The sequence below is a fragment of the Nocardia carnea genome (assembly GCF_029868325.1).
Lineage (GTDB): Bacteria > Actinomycetota > Actinomycetes > Mycobacteriales > Mycobacteriaceae > Nocardia > Nocardia carnea_C.
This window is the reverse complement of record NZ_JARWNW010000196.1, coordinates 1-17,453: the sequence shown is the minus strand read 5'-3', so window position 1 is coordinate 17,453 and position 17,453 is coordinate 1. Positions and strand designations below refer to the sequence as shown.

The following is a 17,453-nucleotide window of genomic DNA, read 5'->3' as shown; positions in this document are numbered from 1 at the left end:
TATGAGCAACGAGGCTGTTCGCCCGCTGGCCGGTATCCGCGTCCTCGAACTGGGCAACTACATCGCCGCACCGACCGCCGGCCGGATGCTCGCCGATTTCGGCGCCGAGGTGATCAAGGTCGAACGGCCGGTCACCGGTGACGAACTGCGCCGGTGGCGGCTGTACGACGGTGATACCTCCATGCTGTACCGCACGATCAACCGGAACAAGAAATCCATCGTGCTGGACCTGAAGACCGAAGCGGGCCGGGCGCTCGTTCTGGACCTGGTCCGCGAATGCGATGTGCTGCTGGAGAACTTCCGGCCCGGGACGCTGGAGAAATGGGGGCTCGGCCCCGAGGAGCTGCAGCAGGTGAACCCCGATCTGGTGCTCACCCGGATCTCCGCGTACGGCCAGACCGGCCCGCAATCCGCGCGCCCCGGATTCGCCGCCGTGGCCGAAGCGGTCGGCGGGCTGCGCGAACTGGTCGGCGATCCCGACCGGCCGCCGGTACGCACCGGGGTCTCCATCGGTGATTCCATCGCCGGTATCTATGCCGCCTTCGGCACGGTGATGGCGCTGTTCCAGCGGGCCCGCAGCACGTCGCCGATACCGCTGCCGGAACGCATCATCGATGTGGCGCTCAACGAATCGATCCTGTCGGTGATGGAATCGCTGGTTCCCGACTACCTCGCCTACGGGGTCGAGCGGCAGCGGGTGGGCGGCCGGATGGAAGGTATCGCCCCGTCGAACGCCTACCCCTGTAGCGACGGCTACAGCATCATCATCGCCGGGAACGGTGACGGAATCTTCCAGCGCTATATGGAGATCATCGAACGCCCCGATCTCGCCGCCGACCCGGATCTACGCGATAACGCCGGCCGCTGGCGCCGCCGCGAAGAACTCGATGCGGCGATCTCCGACTGGACCGTACGGCACACCCGCGAAGAAGCCGTGAAAATCCTGGACGAGGCCGGGGTCCCGTCCGGGCCGATCTACACCGCCGCCGATATCTGCGCCGACGAGCAGTACGCCGCCCGGAACATGATCCAGCAGTTCCCGGTCGACACCGGTGCCGCCGAACCGGCCACCGTCGGGTTCCCGGGCATCGTCCCGGTGATCGGGGGCGAGTCGCTGCCGATCCGTACAATCGGACCCGACCTGGGCGAACACACGCGCGAGGTACTCGCCTCGGTGCTGCGCCTCACCGACGACGAAATCGATGCCGTCACAGGCACGGCCGAAACAGGGGTTGCGGTATGACCTTCACCTACACACCGGCCGCGCGATTGCGCGATGTCACGCTGCGCGACGGTTTGCAGCTCACCGGAAAGATGCTGCCGACCGAGCGCAAAGTGGAGATCGCCCGCGAACTGCTCGCCTTGGGTGTCCCGGAACTCGAAATCGGCTCCATGGCACGCCCGGACCTCGTACCGCCGCTGGCCAATACGCTCGAGGTCATCGCCGAGCTGACGCCGGCGGAACTCGAGAAATGCTGGGTGTGGGTGGCCACGCCCCGGCATATCGAGAAGGCCGCTGCCGCGGGAGCGCGGAACTTCCAATACTGTTTTTCCGCCTCGGATTCGCACAATCAGGCCAATATCGGGCGCAGTACCGAGGACAGTGTGGCCGCCATGCCGCGGGCCGTGGAGCTCGCCCGGGATTGCGGCGGCGCCATCCAGCTCTGTATCGCGACCTCGTTCACCTGCCCGATCGAAGGCATGGTCGATCCGGAGCGCGTCCTCGGTATCGCGGCCGACCCGCGCACCGACGGCGCCGCCGATATCGTCATCTGCGATACCCTCGGCCAAGCCGTACCCGCGCAGGTCTCCCAGCTCATCAAGGCGGTCGGCAGCAGCACCCCGGACCGCCGGATCGTCTTCCACGGCCACGACACCTGGGGGCTGGGGGTGGCCAATACGCTGGCGGCCATCGATGCGGGCGCCGGTATGGTCGACGGCTGCCTGGGCGGTCTCGGCGGCTGCCCGTTCGCGCCCGGCGCCAGCGGTAACACCGCCAGCGAGGACATCCTGTTCGCCACCCGCCCGGACTGGCTCACCCCGGACACCCTCGCGCGGATGGTGGATATCAGTGAACGGATGCTCGCCGAACTCGGCGAACCCAACCGTTCCAAAACCGCCCAGGGCGCACGCTCGGAAGCCCGCGCCTTCGAATGGGTGATCGCGTGACGGCCACCGATTTCCTCGTCACGACCCCGCTCCCCGGTCCGGGTATGGGCCTGCTCGAAGCGGCGGGAACGGTGACGGTCGCCGAGAACGGGATGACCCACACCGAATTGGCGGATGCGTGTGCCTCGGGCGACTACCGGGTGGTGGTGGCCCAGTTGCGTGACGAGTTCGACGCACCCCTGCTGGCCCGCGCGAAAATCGCCGGGATCAGCAATTTCGCGGTGGGCTACAACAATATCGATATCGCGGCGGCCACGGCGAACTCCATCGTCGTCGGCAACACCCCGGGTGTGCTCACCGATGCCACCGCGGATATCGCCCTCCTGCTGATGCTGGCGGTCGCCCGGCGGTGCGTCGAGGCCGATGCGTTCGTCCGTGCCGGGAAATTCCACGGCTGGGAACCGGAATTACTCCTGGGCCATGATGTCAGCGGGAAAACACTGGGACTGGCCGGTTTCGGCCGGATCGCCCGGGCCACCGCCCGGCGTGCCCTCGCGTTCGGGATGACGGTCGCGTTCTGCCCGCGGCCCCCCGGTGATCGCCCGGTGAGCGAGGAGGAACTGGGGGAATTCGCCGGCAAGGTCCGCCACGTGTCCTGGCCGGAACTCATCGAGACCAGCGACTACCTTTCGGTGCACGTACCGCTGAACGACCAGACCCGCCACCTCGTCGACGCCGGTGTTCTGAACGCGATGAAACCCTCGGCGATCCTGATCAATACCGCCCGCGGGCCGATCGTCGACGAGCAGGCGCTGGTGGCGGCCCTGCGGGACGGGACCATCGCGGGCGCCGGACTCGATGTCTACGAGAACGAACCGCGACTGGCACCCGGGCTGGCCGAACTGCCGAATACCGTGCTACTCCCCCATGTCGGCAGTGCGACCGTGCCGGTGCGCTCCGAAATGGCCCGGCGTTGTGCGGAGAACGCGATCGCGATGGCACGCGGGGAACTGCCGCCGTATCCGGTCAACCCGGAGGCACTCGCCCGCTGAGAACGACCGGCTCCGCCGCCCGGCCGACCGCGCAGCACCGGGGCCGGTTCGTACGCAATATCCCGAAGGGCCCTCAAGCGGGGATCCGGCCCCCGAGCGTGCGCGTGACCTGCTCGGCGTAGCCGACGAGCAGATCCACCCATTCCTCGCACCGTTCGCGCGGCATCCGGATCGTCGGGCCGCTGATCGTCAACGCCGCCACCACTTTCCCGGCCGCGTCGAACACCGGCGCCGACAGCCCGGACGCCGAATCCTCTCGTTCGCCGGCGCTGATCGCATAGCCGTCGGCCTTCGCCTGCGCGATGAGTGTGCGCAGATCCGCCGGGCTGGTCACCGTGCCTTCGGTGAGCGGTTCCAGGGGTGCGGACAGCACCTGCTCGGCGAGATCCGGATTCCAGGCCAGCAGAATCCGGCCCGCCGATCCGGCGTAGAGCGGAATGATCTTTCCCACGTACATGTCCCGGCGCAGGGCGTGGCGGGTCTCGGCGATCGCGACGCATACCCGGAAACCGTGTTCGGCCCGGAACACACACGCCGTCTCACCGGTCTCGTCGCGGATCTCGCGCAGGACCGGGTCGACGATCGACAGCAGATCCAGCCCTTTCACCGCCGTCGCCGCCCAATAACTCATCCGCAGCCCGATCCGGATCTGGTCCCCCGCGCGATCCAGCAGCCCCTGCGCGACCATATTCGTCACCAGCCGCTGCACCGTGGAGGTAGGGAAACCGGTGGCCTGCTGGATCTCGCCCAAGGTCAGCGACGGCCGGGCCAGTGAGAAGGCGTCGAGTATCTCGGTGATCTTCACCAGCACCAGCAGCGGCTGATGGTTCGCGGCCGCCCCGCCGTCATCCCTGGACATACGCCGAATCTACGCCGCGGTCGCCCTCGCCCCGATCTCGGCGTTCTACAGCGCGTTCCCGGCGTCGACGATATGGGTGGTGCCGGTGATGTATTTCGCGGCATCGGATACCAGGAACAGCACCGTATTCGTGATGTCCTCCGGCGCGAGGGCGGTCACCGGCAGCCGGTTCATCTTTCCCGCCACCGCTTCGAAATCGGCGCGGCCCGGGTTCTCCAGATCCGGCCGGAACAGCCGATAGGTGGATTCGTTGTAGACCATATCGGTGCCCACCGTGCCCGGGTGGACCGTATTGACCCGGATACTCTGCGGGGCCAGCTCCTTGGCCAGCACCTTCATCAGGCTCACCAGACCAGCTTTCGCGGCGGCGTAGTGCGCGATGTTCTCCTGGGCCACCATCGCCGCCACCGAACTGGTGATGACCACCGAACCGCCGTGCCCGGATTCGACGATATGCGGCACCGATGCCTTCAGCGTTTTCCAGACACCGGTCAGGTTGATATCGATCATCTCCTGCCAGGTGTCCTCGCTCATGCCCAGCGTCGGCGCCGGACTGGAGATGCCGGCATTGGCGACCACGATATCGAGGCGGCCGAGTGCCTTCACCCCTTCGTCGACGGCGGCGGTCAGGGCGGCGAGGTCACGGACGTCGGCGTCCCGGGCGAAGATCCGCCGTCCTTCGGCCTCCACCAGGCGCGCCGTTTCGGCCAGATCCTCGGCGGTGGCCAGGGGGTAGGGCACACTCTTCGCCTCCGCCGTGGTGTCGACGGCGATGATATCGGCGCCTTCCCGCGCGAAACGCACCGCGTGGCTTCTCCCCTGACCGCGACCCGCCCCGGGGACGATCAGGCCTCGACCAACTCCGCCTCGGCCTTCTCGCCGATATCGTCCTCCTCCGGTGCGCTGGACCGGTTCGGCAACAGGACCGCCATGACGATCACGACCAGCGATAGCACCGCCGAGACCGCGAACGCCCACTGCATCCCGCCCAACTGTGCCGACACCGCATCGGCGCCGCCGTCCTCCAGCGTGCCCGCCCGGGTCGCCATCACGGTCACCACCAGGGCGGTGCCCAGCGCGGCGGCGACCTGCTGGAGAGTGCCCAGCATCGAGCTGCCGTGCGAATAGAGATCCTCCGGTAGCGCGCCCAGCGCGAGGGTGAACACCGGTGTGAAGGCCGCAGCCAGCCCGATCATGAGCAGGATGTGCAATCCGAGCAACTGCCAGTACGGCGTGCTGATCGAGATCTGGGTGAAGCCCGCGAGCGCGGCGGTGATCGCGATCGATCCCGGAATCACCAGGACGCGGCCACCGAAACGGTCGAACATCCGGCCGATCACCGGCCCCAGCAGGCCCATCGCAAGCCCGCCCGGCATCACCAGCAGGCCGGTGAGCAGCGGCGACAGCTCGCGCAGGTTCTGCAGATACAGCGGCAGCAGCATCATCGAACCGAGCATCGCCAGGAACGCCACCGCCATGAGAACCAATCCCTTGGCATAGGTCGCGGCCCGCAGGACTCGCAAATCCAGCAGCGGCGTCCCGGTGCGCTGCAACCACAGCTGACGGGCCACGAACAACCCGATGAGCGCGATCCCGGCCACGGTGATCAGCGCCGGTGTCGTGACACTGCCCGCCTCGAACTGGCTCAGGCCATAGACCAGGCTGCCGAAACCGAGTGCCGCGAAGACCACGCTGAACCAGTCGATCGAGCCGGCCTCCGGTTCACCGACGTTCTCCAGGCTGCGCAGACCGAACCAGGTGACCACCCCCGCGATCGGCAGCACCAGCACGAACAACCACCGCCACGACGCGACCTGCAGCACCAGCCCCGAGATGACCGGACCCATGGCCGGCGCCACCGAAATCGCCAGCGTCACGTTGCCCATGACCCGGCCGCGATCGCGTTCGTGCACCACCGTCATCAGCGTGGTCATCAGCAGCGGCATCATCACCGCCGTACCGCCCGCCTGCACGATCCGCCCGACCAGCAGCACCGCGAACGACGGCGCGACCGCGGACAGCGCCGTACCCGCGAGGAAGATCCCCATGGCCATGGCATAGGCCCGCCGGGTCGTGACCCGCTGCAGGAACCAGCCGGTTACCGGGATGACCGCGGCCATGGTGAGCATGAAGGCGGTGGAGACCCACTGCGCCGCGCGTTCGGTGACCTCGAGGTCGTTCATCAACCGCGGAATCGCGTTGATCATGATGGTCTCGTTCAAGATCACCACGAAGGTCGCGATCACGAGCAGCTGGATCACCGCGGGGGTACCCCCGCCGGCCCGGCGAACAGACTTCAGTGCGGGCATCGGCTACCTCCGGGGTCGTGAACGAACTGTGCGTGGCATCGGGCGGTCGTCGTCGACCGGGCCCGGGCCCCATATGAAAGCAGACGGGTACGACCCGTCCGGCTCATCGGTGACGCGCCAGTCTTTCCTACGGCTACGCACGAGATCAATCGATTTTCGGGCCGCACTATTCCCCGGACGCCGCCGAGAACCAGCCGTACGCCCGCCGAGAACCAGCACTTCCGTGGCCACCTCTCGCATACCGACCACTTCCGCTGTGACCGACGTCATGCCGGCACCGGGGCAGAGTCGACGCGATCGGCACCGCCATGCGCTTGGCGACCCGGGCCACGAGCAGCAGCCCGAGCCGAACAGGCGGATCCGCCGGCACTCTGGCCCGCCAACCGGCTGTGGTCCGGCCCCGGTCCGGCGAATGGGCAACGGCGCCCGGTTTGGCGCAGCTGACCGATGCGGAGCGGGCCGAGCACGAAGCCGCCTACGAGGAGGCGGGTTGGCGCCGCGGATGGCCGAATTGTTCTATGCCGGACGTACCGGCGCCGGACTGACCCAGACCGAGCTCGCCCGCCGCATGGGGACCACACAACCCACAATCGCCAAGATCGAGGGCGGCGGGTGCGTACCGACCGTCGACATGCTCGACCGGCCGGCCCCCTGCCCGGTCAACCGGCTATAGTTCAGTCTCGCCGAGTTGCCCAACGACGGACCGCGCTCGAAGCGGTCCGGGATGGCCCGCCGTGACCTCACCGCCGGCGAACTCGGACGGCTGGCTCAGCGTGTAGGCGTGGTGTCGTAGCGCGACGCCGAAACCCCACCGGAACCCGATACCTGTTGTCCGACCACACGCGGAGTCCAGAACCGAATACGCTGCACAGCGCGGTCAGCCTAGTCCCAGCCGCTGCGCGGCGACCTCCAAGTCCTTGTCCCCACGGCCCGAAAGACACAGCAGCACAAGGGAATCCTTCGAAAGACGGCCACGCTCGGCTATATCCAGGAGGTGGCCCACCGCATGGGCCGATTCGAGGGCCGCGATGATCCCCTCACTCTGGCCGAGTGCCTGCAGGCCACGCAGGGCCAGCGCGTCGGTCGCGGCCGCGTACTGCACGCGGCCGGTCTCCTTCAGGTGGCTGAGCTCCGGTCCGACTCCCGGATAATCCAGACCGGCGGCCACGCTGTGGGTCACTGCGATCTGCCCGTCCTCGTCCTGCAGCAGGTAGCTGAAACTGCCATCCATTTCGCCCGGCGAACCGGCGCTCAGCGATGCCGCATGCGCGCCGGTATCGACGCCGTGACCGGCCGCCTCCACGCCGATCAGCCGGACCTGCGAGTCCGTGACGAAAGGATGGAACGTGCCGATGGCATTACTTCCCCCGCCCACACACGCGAGCACGACATCGGGCAGCCGGCGTTCCGCGGCCAGGATCTGCGCCCGCGCCTCCATACCGATGATGGTCTGGAAATCGCGCACAATGCGCGGATAGGGAGCGGGTCCGGCCACCGTACCGAAGAGGTAGTGGGTGCTGTCCACATGCGCGACCCAGTCGCGAACGGCTTCGCTGATCGCTTCCTTGAGCCGCCGGTTCCCCATTTCCGCCACCCGTACCTCTGCCCCCAGCAGACGCATTCGCACGACATTGTGCCGCTGCCGTTCCATATCGTCGGCACCCATATATATGGTGCAGGCCATTTCGAGCATCGCGCACACTGTCGCGACCGCGACCCCGTGCTGCCCGGCCCCGGTTTCGGCGACGATCCGGCGCTTCCCCATCCGCTTCGCCAGTAACCCCTGGCCAAGCGCATTGTTGATCTTGTGCGACCCGGTGTGCGCCGTATCCTCGCGTTTGAGATAGACCGTCGCGCCCGGCACTCCGAGCCGCGCCGCGAAACTCGGCACCGGGTGGAGCAGAGTCGGCCGCCCGACCCGGCTGCGCATCAGCTCCCCCAGCTCACTCACGAATCCGTCGTCGGCGCGAGCCTGTTCGTACGCGCTGTCCAGTTCGATCAGAGCGGCCATGAGCCCTTCGGGAACATATCTGCCGCCGAAGCGCCCGAACCGGCCCCGTTCATCAGGTAGGTCCTCCTGGCGATCGGGACTCTGATCCACCCCATTACCGACGACCATCCTGCACCCGCATTCTCTGATTCCTGATTACCGGAAGAGATTCTGTGCCGCCGGCGCAAACACCGGATCTCCTCCTGGCAACGGATGTGTCAACAGTAGAAAAGGTGTTGGCAGTGTCGATTCCCGTCACCGGGAACGGAAGCGGTACGGCATTCACGTCTCACGGCCCCTTCGGTGCTGCTCGTTCGGGAGCAGGGGGAACCGACGGACCTGGACACTCGCCGTACCGCCACACCGAGGCGGCCACTATTGTAGGATTGTCGACAATTCAGCCCAGGGTATGACCGGGCGCCGAGAGGGAGGAGCCGTCGCCGTGCTCACCGAAGAGACACTCACCGACGCCGAACGCGACGCCGTGCAGTCCGTACCCGACGGCCTCTACATCGGGGGCCGATGGCGCCCGGCTGCGGCCGCCATGTCGGTGATCGATCCGGCTACCGGGCGACAGCTGCGTACGGTCGCCGATGCCACGCCCGAGGAGGGGATGGCCGCGCTCGACGCCGCCGCGGCGGCTCAGGCGCAGTGGGCACGGACCCCTGCTCGCGAGCGCAGCGATATTTTGATGCGCGCCCATCGCCTGCTCCTCGACGACGCCGACCGCCTGGCCCTCATCGCCACCCTCGAAATGGGCAAACCGCTTGCGGAGGCCCGCGGCGAAATCGCTTACGCCGCCGAGTTCTTCCGGTGGTTCGCCGAAGAGGCCGTGCGCCTCGACGGCGGATATATGCCCGCACCCGGCGGCGGCTCGCGGTTCCTGGTCACCAAACAGCCCGTGGGCCCGAGTTTGCTCATCACGCCCTGGAATTTTCCGATGGCCATGGGGGCCCGCAAGATCGGCCCGGCGCTCGCGGCCGGCTGCACCTGCGTCGTGAAACCCGCCGAACAGACACCGCTGTGCACGCTGGCGCTCGCCGAAATCCTGCACCGGGCGGGCGCACCCGCGGGCGTGGTGAATATCGTGACGACCTCGGACCCGGGCCCGCTGATGACACCCCTGATCCTCGACCCCCGGTCCCGCAAACTGTCCTTCACCGGGTCGACGGCGGTGGGCAAAACCTTGCTGGAGCAGTGCGCACGCACCGTGATGCGCACCTCCATGGAGCTGGGCGGTAACGCCCCCTTCCTCGTGTTCGACGACGCCGATCTGGACGCGGCCGTCGACGGCGCGCTGGCCGCGAAAATGCGGAATATCGGGCAGGCGTGCACGGCGGCGAACCGATTCTTCGTCCACCGGCACGTGGCAGCCGATTTCGCCGAACGACTCACCGCTCGAATGGCTCAGCTGCCGCTGGGCCCCGGCACAGAACCCGGAGTCGTCGTCGGGCCTCTGATCGATACCGACGCCGTGGCGAAGGTGACCGAACTGGTGGCCGACGCCCGCGCCCGGGGCGCTCAGGTCCTGCTCGGCGGTGAGGCCCTCGACGGCCCCGGCAACTTCTATCCGGCAACGGTACTCACCGACGTGCCCGACGACGCACTGATCTGCCATACCGAAGTCTTCGGCCCGGTCGCCTGCCTGAGCACCTTCGACACCGAAGACGAGGCGCTCGACCGGGCCAACGACACACCATACGGCCTGGTCGGGTATGTCTACACGGAGAACCTGCGGCGCGGGCTGCGGGTCAGCGAGGCCCTCGACACCGGGATGGTCGGCCTGAACCAGGGCGTGGTGTCCAATCCGGCGGCCCCGTTCGGTGGAGTGAAAGAATCGGGTCTCGGTCGCGAAGGCGGCCTGGTCGGTATCGACGAATTCCTCGAAATCAAATACATCGGAGTGCCCCTGTGAATTCCTATCGGATCGCGACCATTCCCGGCGACGGCATCGGCGTCGACGTCACGGCGGAGGCGGTCAAGGTCATCGACCGGGTACTGCCCGGTATCGAATGGACCGAATTCGACTGGTCCTGCGAGAACTATCTGCGGACGGGCGCGATGATGCCGGCGGACGGCCCGGAGCAGCTCGCGGGGTTCGACGCGATCCTGCTGGGTGCGGTCGGGTTTCCCGGCGTCCCGGACCATATTTCGCTGTGGGGGTTGCTGATCCCGTTGCGGCGCGCTTTCGCCCAGTACGTCAACCTGCGTCCCGTCCGATTGCTGCCCGGCACCGAATCGGCCCTGCACGACCGCACCGCCGAGGATCTGGACCTGCTGATCGTGCGGGAGAACTCCGAAGGCGAATACTCCGAGATCGGCGGTAAGCACAACCCGGGCCGGCCCGACGAATTCGTCCTGCAGGAATCGGTGTTCACCCGCGTCGGCTGTGAGCGCATCATCCGCTACGCCTTCGAACGGGCGAGTGAGCGCACGGGCCGGTTGTGCTCGGCGACGAAATCGAACGGCCTGATCCATTCCATGCCGTACTGGGACGAGATCTTCGACCGGGTCGCCGCCGACTACCCGGCGGTGCAGACTCGGCAGATGCATGTGGACGCGCTCGCCGCCGAAATCGTGCTGCATCCCGACCGGCTGGACGTGATCGTCGGCTCGAACCTGTTCGGTGACATCCTCTCGGATCTGGCCGCCGCCGTCACCGGCGGACTGGGCCTGGCGCCCTCCGGCAATATCAACCCGGCCGGTGACACTCCCTCGATGTTCGAGGCGGTGCACGGCAGCGCGCCGGATATCGCCGGGCAGGGGATCGCCAACCCGGTCGCGCAGATCCTCGCGGCCGCCATGCTGCTCGACCACCTCGGTGAGCACACCGCGGCCGCGGCCGTGGACCGGGCCGTCACCGATGTCCTCGGAAACGGCGGCCCGCGCACACCCGATCTGGGTGGCACCGCCACCACCACCGAGGTCGGCACCGCTATCGCCGACCGGGCGTCGGTGCTGCTCCCAGCCGGCTGACGCAGGGCACCGAGTGATCGCGCCGGCCGGCGGTGGTGCGGCCTCCGGATGCCGTGACGTGCCGCATGGTGTTTCTCATGCGGCACAATCCTGCTCAGGCCGCGGGTCACCGGACGATGAGCAATCCGCACGCCCTCCCGCAGCGGGTTGCCGACGGCGGTGGCGACAACGGCAAACAGGCCGGCATCGTGGGATCGACGTGCACACCGTTAGCGTTGCGGTTCGCGGTGGATCGGGGCGCCGCGCACGGTAGGCCGGGCTCTCCGAGTGTGGCCCGCCGCCGGCGCCGATAGGGTTACGTCCATGAATGCCTGCGGAATCCGAGCCCTCGCCGATTCGCCGGAACGCGGCCCCGAGCGGGGCCTTCTCGCGGAAGCGGCCTGCCACGGGCGGCCCCGGACGGCCCGGGCCACGGGTGCAGTCCGTTCGCGCTGCGCAGGGGCGCCGTCGTGACCGTGCTCATCGCCCCGGACAGTTTCAAAGGCACCTATACCGCGACGCAGGTCGCCGAGGCCATCGGCCGTGGCGTCGAGGAGAGCGGAGGCCGCGCGCTGCGGCTGCCGGTCGCCGACGGCGGCGAGGGGACCCTGGACGTACTCGTCGAGCCGCTCGGTCTGGACCGGGTGACCGTCGAGGCACGCAACCCGTGGGGTGCGCCGTGTACCGCCACGATCGGCCTGTCGGACGACGGGGTCGCCGTGGTCGAGGTCGCCGCGGCCAGTGGGGTCACCACCCCGCACGACGGCCCGCGTGATCCGGTCGCCGCCGACACCTACGGCACCGGCATGCTCATCGCCGCGGCCGCGCGCCGGGGTGCCCGGCGGATCGTGGTCGCGGCGGGCGGTTCGGCCACCACCGATGGTGGTACCGGCGCCATCGCGGCGATCGAGGACGGCGGTGGTCTGCGTGGCGCGGCGATCACCGTGCTCACCGATGTCACCACCCGCTACGTCGACGCCGCCCGCGTCTTCGGCCCGCAGAAGGGCGCCGATCCGGCGACCGTGGAACTACTGACCCGCCGCCTCGCCGATACCGCGCGCCGGCTGCCGCGCGACCCATCCGGTGTCGACGCCACGGGCGCGGCGGGCGGGTTCTCCGGTGGGATGTGGGCGCAGTACGGCGCGGAGTTGCGGTCGGGTGCCGAGTACGTCCTGGATGCCGGCGGATTCGACAAGCTGGCCGCCGGCGCCGGCGCGATCGTCGTCGGGGAGGGACGACTCGACGGCCAGACTCGCGCCGGAAAAATCATCTCGGCAATCCTGGCGCGGGCCGACGATATCCCGGTGTACGCCGTGGTCGGTTCGGTGGGCGAGGATCTCGGCGACTACCGGTCACGGTTCGCCGAGGTGATCGTCGCCTCCGATACCGCCGCCATGCGGGCGGCGGGCCGGGTTGTCGGGACCCGGAACTCCTGAAGTCGCGCCGACGCCATATCGGCCGATGAGACCCGTGGTTCACCGACGCCCACCGGCTTCATCGGCGGCGCGGCTGGAGAACCGGCGCAACCACCCCGGCGCCGGTGGCGGCTCAGTCGGCCGGATCGTGTTCGGGCGGGAAACCACCGGTGGCGATCGGGCCCCAGCGTTCGATGGTGATGCGGATCAGCGATTTGTTCTGCCGGGCCATGGCCGAGCGGTACTCGTCCCAATCCGGATGCTCACCGGCAATCCCCCGGTAGTAGTCGACCAGACCGTCCAGCGCCTCCGGCATATCGATCACCTCGCCCCGCCCGTCGATCTGCACATACGCCTCGTCGAAATCGTCGGACAGCACGCAGATCGATACCCGCGGATCGCGCCGGATATTGCGGGTCTTGGCGCGACCGGGATAGGTGGAGACGACGATTCGGCCTTGCGGGTCCAGGCCGCAGGTCACCGGGGATATCTGCGGTGACCCGCCGGACCGGTTGGTGACCAGGACGCCGCGGTGGCGGGACTGCAGGAACTCCAGCAAGGCGGCACGGTCGACGGTGGTGGCGCTGGCGATGCGGGGCATGGAGGCCTTTCTCTGCGTTCGCTGCGGTGAACTTTCTCCGCAGCATAGCCAGGGCCGGCGAGGCTGGGCCGCGCACCGGATTCAGCATTGCGCGAACGGGTAGCCGCCGGGTATCCGGGCCGGAACGAGAGCACGAAGTCCGCGCCGGAACGCCTGACAACAAGGACCAGGAAGGAGTACGCGATGCCGAAGACGACTGCTCGCGGCAGCGTCCGGAAATCGGAACTGCCGAGCACATTGCAGCGTTCGGACGAGAAAGCGCAGCGCACCTTCGCCAAGGCCCACGATTCGGCACTGCAGACCTACGGCAGCGAACAACGCGCGCATCGGGTCGCCTACGAGGCACTCAAGCACAGCTTCGAGAAGGTCGGCGACCACTGGGAGCCGAAGAAGAAGCGGGGCCCGTCCGATGAACGCGCGGCCGGCGGTGGCCCGAACCCGAAGGGCGCCAGCGCCGGAGGTGTGGACGCCAACGCCTCCAAACAGCATCTGCTCGACGTCGCGGGGCGGCTCGATATCACCGGCCGGTGGAAGATGACCAAGGACGAACTCGTCACCGCCATCGAGAAATCCAACCGCCGCGAAACGGCCCGGCGCAGGAAGTGAGCGCCGCCGCAGCCGGGGGTTCGCGTAATCCCGCCGCACCGCGGTTTCGCCGGCGGTGCGGCGGGTAGGGCGGCGGTGACGGTAGGGACACCGTCGGCAGAGCAGGCGCCCGCTACCGGGCGCGAACAAGCGAACAGGAGGCCGTAATGAGCATCCAGCAGGAAACCGGCCAGTTCACCGGCACCAAGGACAAGGACTACAACCTCATCTGGTTCACCGAGGCATGTCTGAGCAACGCATTGCGGATGGAGGTGTACAGCCGGGATGCCGAGCGCGCCGGGGACGCCGAGATCGCCGAATTCTTCAAACGTGCCCAGCACGAGAGCCAGAAGGGCGCCGAGCAGGCCAAGGCACTGCTCGCCCAGCGCCTGAGCTGATCCCGCCCCGGCACGCTCACCGGCCACTGGTCTTCAACCGGTGGCCGGTGGTCCCGGTGCCCGTGGATGACGACCGGCCGACGCCGGCGCGCGGAGCAGGCTCCGACCGGAGAGCCCCGTTCCGGTAACGGCACCCGCTGCGCGGCGCCGAGGAAGAAATCCCCCGCGCAGGACGTCCGGAAGGAAGATCATGCGTGCTACCGACCCGCGGCCGTCGCCGGAGCCCCCACCACCCGACCCCGGCCCCTGGCCCACTCCCCCGCCACCGCCACCGGATCCCGGACGGCCGCCACCCGAACCAGAGCCGGACAGGCCGCCGTCCCCGGTACCGGATCCCGGACGACCACCACCCGAACCGTGGCCCACACCCCCGCCGCCTCCGCCCGATCCCGGTCGCCCGCCCGACCCGGCGCATCCACCGGTCCCGGATCCCACGCACCCGCCCCCTCCGCCCGATCCGGGGCGCCCGCCGCGCATGACCGTGGTGACGGCGGGGGCGCAGGAGCCGATGCCGAGCCCGGGGTAGCGGCCGGCGCGGGACCGGTGATTCAATCCCCGATCAGCGGGTATCCGGACCGAAGTCCCTGGTCGGAAGGTCGACAGGAAGGACATGATCATGGTCTCCGGACCCGACGAACCGCAGCGACCCAGTAGTGCGCCGGCGCACCCCAGCGGTGGCCTGCAGCGCGGCAGCACCCCGCAGCAGCCTCCCGGAAGCAGCCTGCAGTCCGGCGGCACTCCCCAACCGCCCCCCGGCAGTGACCCGCAGCGCGGCAGCACCCCGCAGCAGCCTCCCGGAAGCAGCGGTCCGCACAACATTCCCTACGAACACCGTTTCCCCGACGATTCACGGACCACCCGTTCGCATGCCGGGGAGTCCATCGAGGTCGCCCGGAACTGGCCGGGCATCATCGTGACCGCGATCGGCATCGTGCTGGTCGCGCTCACCCTCACCGCGGCCGGCTACGGCTTCGAGGGCTGGGCCGTGATCGCGGGTATCTGCGGCGGGATATGCCTGGTGGCCGGTATCGGGATGGTGGCCGCCGCGCACAGCCGGGTGAAAACAGGTGAAGGAGCGACTCTGCGGGAGCAGCGTGGGCACTGAGGACGGAACGCGGGAGACGAGCACGCAGGACAGCGCCCGGAAGCGCCTCGACCAGTCCCGGGCGCCGATGCTGGACGCTCTCGCCGACTACCAGCGGCTGGGCCGTTACGGGTTCACTCCCCCGGGGCACCGGCAGGGCCGTGGTGCCGACGATCGCGTACTCGCCGTGATCGGCCGGGACGCGTTCGCCGCGGATGTGCTGGCGGCGCCGGGCCTCGACGACCGGTTGTCGCAGGGTGGCTACCTCGCGCACGCCGAAGAGCTCATGGCCGACGCGGTCGGCGCGGAACGCACGTACTTCTCCACCTGCGGTAGTTCGCTGTCGGTCAAGGCCGCGATGATGGCTGTCGCCGGCGGTTGCGACGGGGGTCTGCTCGTGGCCCGCGACTGCCATAAATCCATCGTCGCCGGCCTGATCTTCTCCGGGGTCCTGCCGCGCTGGATCACGCCGCGCTGGGATACCGAACGCCATTTCACCCATCCCCCCTCACCCGAGCAGGTTCGCCGGGCCTGGGACAAATACCCGGACGCCGCGGGTGCGCTGATCGTGAGCCCCAGCCCATACGGCACCTGCGCGGATATCGAAGGGATCGCCCGGGTATGCCATGAACGCGGGAAACCGCTGATCGTGGACGAGGCGTGGGGCGCGCATCTGCCGTTCCATCCCGATCTGCCGACCTGGGCGATGGATGCGGGCGCGGATGTCTGTGTGGTGAGCGTGCACAAGATGGGCGCCGGGTTCGAGCAGGGGTCGGTGTTCCACCTGCAGGGTGATCTGGTGGACCCGGTGCGGCTGCGGCATTGTGCGGATCTGCTGATGACGACCAGCCCGAATGTGCTGGTCTACACCGCGCTCGACGGCTGGCGCCGGCAGATGGTGCAGCAGGGCCGCGAGATCTTCGACAAGGCATTGCGCACGGCCCGGCAGGCCCGCACCGAACTCGACCGGATCCCCGGGATCGACGTTATGGAGGACGATCTGCTGGGAGTCGAGGCCTCACACGACCTCGACCGCCTGCAGGTGCTGATGGATATCTCCGAAACCGGGGTCAGCGGTTACGAAGCCGACGCCTGGCTGCGCAACAATCGCCGGATCGATATGGGGCTCAGCGATCATCGGCGGCTGCTGGCCACCTTGTCCTTCGCCGACAACGCGGAGACGGTCGATACCTTGGTGGCCGCGATGAACGAGTGGCGGGCGCAGGCAAGTCCGAGCGATACACCGCAGGAGATTCACGTCCCCGAACCGGACGAATTGCTGCTGGAGACCGCGATGCTGCCGCGTGATGCGTTCTTCGGCCCCACCGAGATGGTGCCGATCGGCAAGGCGGCGGGGCGGATCGTGGCCGAACAGCTCACGCCGTACCCGCCGGGCATTCCCGCGGTGATCCCCGGCGAACGGCTCGGGGAAGGCGTGCTGGAGTATCTGCGCACCGGTCACGATCACGGGATGAATCTGCCCGACGCCTCGGATCCCGAGTTGCAGCAGATCCGGGTCGTGGCCGGCTGATCCAGCGCGCCCCCGCCGCCCTGGGCCTGCGGCCGCAGCGCACGCCGCCACACTTTGGGAGGGCCGGACGGCCCCGTTCGCCCGGTTGAACACGTCCGGTACCGAACGGAGAGCCGGGCGGCGCTTGATTCAGCTGTGTGTTGCCGGGTACGCGCCCCCCATGGAGATACTCGTGATCATCGGGATCGCGATCCTCGTCGCCGCAGTCGTCGGCTACCGGCGATTGACCGGGCGACGCCCGGACGAGCCCGAATCCCCCGAGAACGACGGCCGATGAGTCCCTCGCCGCGCCTGGGCATCGGTCCCGGCGCGGCATTACCGCCGGCGCACTCGGGCCGTTTCGCCGCCGAGCCTGCTCGCGGCCGGCGGGCTCGACGTTGCGCTACGTCCCAACAGTCGGGGGGCCCGCGGCCGCCCCCCCGCGCGGGCCGCGGGGGTTTTCTTTGTCCGCGCGGCTTACGCGGGGGGCGGGTTTTCGCCACCGGCGGGCCACGAGGAGGGCTAAAAGCAGGAGCACCGTGGTCATCGACCGCGGCTCGGTGATCCGTGCCACCAGGTAGAACAG

General features: G+C 68.6%; 16 protein-coding genes. 11 read left to right on the top strand and 5 right to left on the bottom strand.

What is annotated here, in order from left to right; all coding sequences use genetic code 11:
- Position 1 precedes the first annotated feature (1 nt).
- From QH196_RS16220 to QH196_RS16210, 3 genes are read left to right on the top strand one after another with little or no spacing between them, the layout of a single operon-like run.
- On the top strand, positions 2-1,243 hold the full coding sequence (locus QH196_RS16220) for a CaiB/BaiF CoA transferase family protein (protein ID WP_280416626.1): 1,242 nt from the start codon (positions 2-4) through the stop codon (positions 1,241-1,243).
- A complete protein-coding gene (locus QH196_RS16215; protein ID WP_280416625.1) occupies positions 1,240-2,169 on the top strand; it encodes a hydroxymethylglutaryl-CoA lyase in 930 nt (309 codons plus the stop codon). The genes QH196_RS16220 and QH196_RS16215 overlap by 4 nt, the downstream gene beginning before the upstream one ends.
- Complete coding sequence (locus tag QH196_RS16210; RefSeq protein ID WP_280416624.1) at positions 2,166-3,161, top strand: 2-hydroxyacid dehydrogenase; 996 nt, start codon at positions 2,166-2,168, stop codon at positions 3,159-3,161. Before QH196_RS16215 ends, QH196_RS16210 begins: the two co-directional genes overlap by 4 nt.
- Before the next feature lie 73 nt (positions 3,162-3,234).
- On the opposite strand, the gene QH196_RS16205 is transcribed toward QH196_RS16210, so the two are convergent.
- The 3 genes from QH196_RS16205 to QH196_RS16195 are packed head-to-tail and all read right to left on the bottom strand — an operon-like array spanning position 3,235 to position 6,329.
- Entirely contained in the window at positions 3,235-4,020 is a 786-nt protein-coding gene (locus QH196_RS16205; protein WP_280416623.1) for an IclR family transcriptional regulator, read from the bottom strand.
- 45 nt (positions 4,021-4,065) lie between these two features.
- Positions 4,066-4,869 (bottom strand): mycofactocin-coupled SDR family oxidoreductase, encoded by an 804-nt coding sequence (locus tag QH196_RS16200; RefSeq protein ID WP_280416657.1) that lies wholly within the window; start codon positions 4,867-4,869, stop codon positions 4,066-4,068.
- Positions 4,866-6,329 carry an MDR family MFS transporter gene (locus tag QH196_RS16195; protein ID WP_280416622.1) on the bottom strand — a complete coding sequence of 488 codons (1,464 nt, stop codon included), beginning with the start codon at positions 6,327-6,329 and terminating at the stop codon, positions 4,866-4,868. Before QH196_RS16195 ends, QH196_RS16200 begins: the two co-directional genes overlap by 4 nt.
- A 490-nt stretch (positions 6,330-6,819) precedes the next feature.
- Between QH196_RS16195 and QH196_RS16190 the strand changes: the two genes are divergently transcribed.
- Entirely contained in the window at positions 6,820-7,002 is a 183-nt protein-coding gene (locus QH196_RS16190) for a helix-turn-helix domain-containing protein (protein ID WP_280416621.1), read from the top strand.
- A gap of 204 nt (positions 7,003-7,206) precedes the next feature.
- Here the strand turns inward: QH196_RS16190 and trpB are convergent, their stop codons facing one another.
- Positions 7,207-8,448, bottom strand: coding sequence for a tryptophan synthase subunit beta (gene trpB / locus QH196_RS16185; protein ID WP_280416620.1), 1,242 nt, complete (start codon positions 8,446-8,448; stop codon positions 7,207-7,209).
- A 382-nt stretch (positions 8,449-8,830) separates the two neighbouring features.
- Here trpB and QH196_RS16180 point away from each other — a divergent pair, with 382 nt between their 5' ends.
- The 3 genes from QH196_RS16180 (at position 8,831) to QH196_RS16170 (ending at position 12,710) form a co-directional block, all read left to right on the top strand.
- On the top strand, positions 8,831-10,234 hold the full coding sequence (locus QH196_RS16180) for an NAD-dependent succinate-semialdehyde dehydrogenase (protein ID WP_432279503.1): 1,404 nt from the start codon (positions 8,831-8,833) through the stop codon (positions 10,232-10,234).
- Positions 10,231-11,295, top strand: coding sequence for a tartrate dehydrogenase (locus QH196_RS16175; RefSeq protein ID WP_280416618.1), 1,065 nt, complete (start codon positions 10,231-10,233; stop codon positions 11,293-11,295). Before QH196_RS16180 ends, QH196_RS16175 begins: the two co-directional genes overlap by 4 nt.
- Before the next feature lie 449 nt (positions 11,296-11,744).
- Complete coding sequence (locus QH196_RS16170; protein WP_280416617.1) at positions 11,745-12,710, top strand: glycerate kinase; 966 nt, start codon at positions 11,745-11,747, stop codon at positions 12,708-12,710.
- A gap of 112 nt (positions 12,711-12,822) precedes the next feature.
- Here QH196_RS16170 and QH196_RS16165 read toward each other — a convergent pair whose 3' ends face one another.
- Entirely contained in the window at positions 12,823-13,290 is a 468-nt protein-coding gene (locus QH196_RS16165; protein WP_280416616.1) for a PPOX class F420-dependent oxidoreductase, read from the bottom strand.
- 183 nt (positions 13,291-13,473) lie between these two features.
- Between QH196_RS16165 and QH196_RS16160 the strand changes: the two genes are divergently transcribed.
- The 4 genes from QH196_RS16160 (at position 13,474) to QH196_RS16145 (ending at position 16,888) form a co-directional block, all read left to right on the top strand.
- Entirely contained in the window at positions 13,474-13,896 is a 423-nt protein-coding gene (locus QH196_RS16160; RefSeq protein WP_280416615.1) for a ChaB family protein, read from the top strand.
- 146 nt (positions 13,897-14,042) lie between these two features.
- Positions 14,043-14,273 (top strand): hypothetical protein, encoded by a 231-nt coding sequence (locus QH196_RS16155; RefSeq protein WP_033245578.1) that lies wholly within the window; start codon positions 14,043-14,045, stop codon positions 14,271-14,273.
- Positions 14,274-14,889: 616 nt separating this feature from the next.
- Positions 14,890-15,378, top strand: coding sequence for a hypothetical protein (locus tag QH196_RS32545; protein WP_432279502.1), 489 nt, complete (start codon positions 14,890-14,892; stop codon positions 15,376-15,378).
- 67 nt (positions 15,379-15,445) lie between these two features.
- Positions 15,446-16,888: an aminotransferase class I/II-fold pyridoxal phosphate-dependent enzyme gene (locus tag QH196_RS16145; RefSeq protein ID WP_280416655.1), complete on the top strand. Its 1,443-nt coding sequence runs from the start codon at positions 15,446-15,448 to the stop codon at positions 16,886-16,888.
- Positions 16,889-17,453: the final 565 nt, after the last annotated feature.